Consider the following 743-nt stretch of genomic DNA (forward strand, 5'->3'; position numbering starts at 1 on the left):
CCGCGCTCGAGCAGATGGGTCGCAAAGCTATGGCGAAGCGAATGCAGCGGGACCGTCTTGCGCAGCCCCGCGGCTTTGGCGGCCTCCTTGAACAGCCGGCTGAACTGACGCGTGGTCAGAGGCTGATGATCACGGTGACCTGGAAACAGCCAGTGGTGTTCCGGCGCGAGGTCGGCGTCATACGTGGTCGGTCGCGCCTTCCACAATTGCCGCAACAGCTTCAGTACCTCCGCCGGTAGCATCACGTGCCGGTCCTTGCGGCCCTTCGATTGCACGATGCGGATGATCATTTGCTCGCTGTCGATGTCACCCGCCCGCAGCCGCACCACCTCGCCGGCTCGTAGCCCGCAACCATAGGCCAGCGTCAGCATCGCTCGCGCCTTCAGGCTCGTCGCCATGGTCAAAACACGCTTGACCTCCTCGGGGCATAGCACCGGTGGCAGCCTCTCGGGCTCCTTGAGGTGCCAGACCTCGGCCGCCAGATCGTGGCGACGCAGCGTGACGCGAAACAGGAACCGCACCCCGGTCATGATCCGATTGCGGTTGCAGATGCTCATCCCGCTCTCGACGAGGTGCAGCTGAAAGCGGCGCACCTCGTCGGGCGTTGCCGTATCGGGCGAACGCTTCAGCCAGGCGGCGAACCGCTTGCAACTGTAAATGTGGGCACGCTGCGTGTGCGGGTTGAGCTTGCGCGCAGCCATGTCTTCAATCATACGCTGACGCAGCGGACTGACGGTGTTAGT

At 63.9% G+C, this 743-nt stretch carries 1 protein-coding gene; it reads right to left on the bottom strand.

Annotated elements, in window-relative coordinates:
- Positions 1-701, bottom strand: a 701-nt coding sequence (locus tag SO140_RS46245) for a tyrosine-type recombinase/integrase (RefSeq protein ID WP_498544241.1), incomplete at its 3' end; no start/stop codon positions are given.
- Positions 702-743 lie beyond the last annotated feature (42 nt).

The organism is Bradyrhizobium sp. UFLA05-108, assembly GCF_059803455.1.